This window comes from Bacillus sp. SIMBA_008 (assembly GCF_046535495.1).
In the GTDB taxonomy this organism is placed as follows: Bacteria; Bacillota; Bacilli; order Bacillales; family Bacillaceae; genus Bacillus; species Bacillus subtilis.
Genome location: NZ_JAWRWL010000869.1, coordinates 1 through 254 on the forward strand (window position 1 = coordinate 1; position 254 = coordinate 254).

Here is a 254-nt window from a genome sequence, read left to right on the forward strand (position 1 = left end):
CTGTCTCTTCCGTACGTGTATCGGAAATCGTCACGATTTTGCAGCGCACTTCTTTTGGCGCTTGTTTTTTATGTTCAGTTACGCTCATTTTTTATCTTTCCTTTCATTTTCTTGTGAAATTATGTATGAAGCAAAGAATTCAACATGATACAATATAAGTATATTTATCCATATAAAGGATCTTTACATGATTCAAAATATAAAACGATACGTACCCATTATACCATTCCTAATTATATTATCCCTTTTTCAAT

At 31.1% G+C, this 254-nt stretch carries 1 pseudogene; it reads right to left on the reverse strand.

The window, feature by feature from the left end:
- Positions 1-88: pseudogene (locus tag SB658_RS25830) on the reverse strand (molybdenum cofactor biosynthesis protein); the annotation flags it as partial.
- Positions 89-254: the final 166 nt, after the last annotated feature.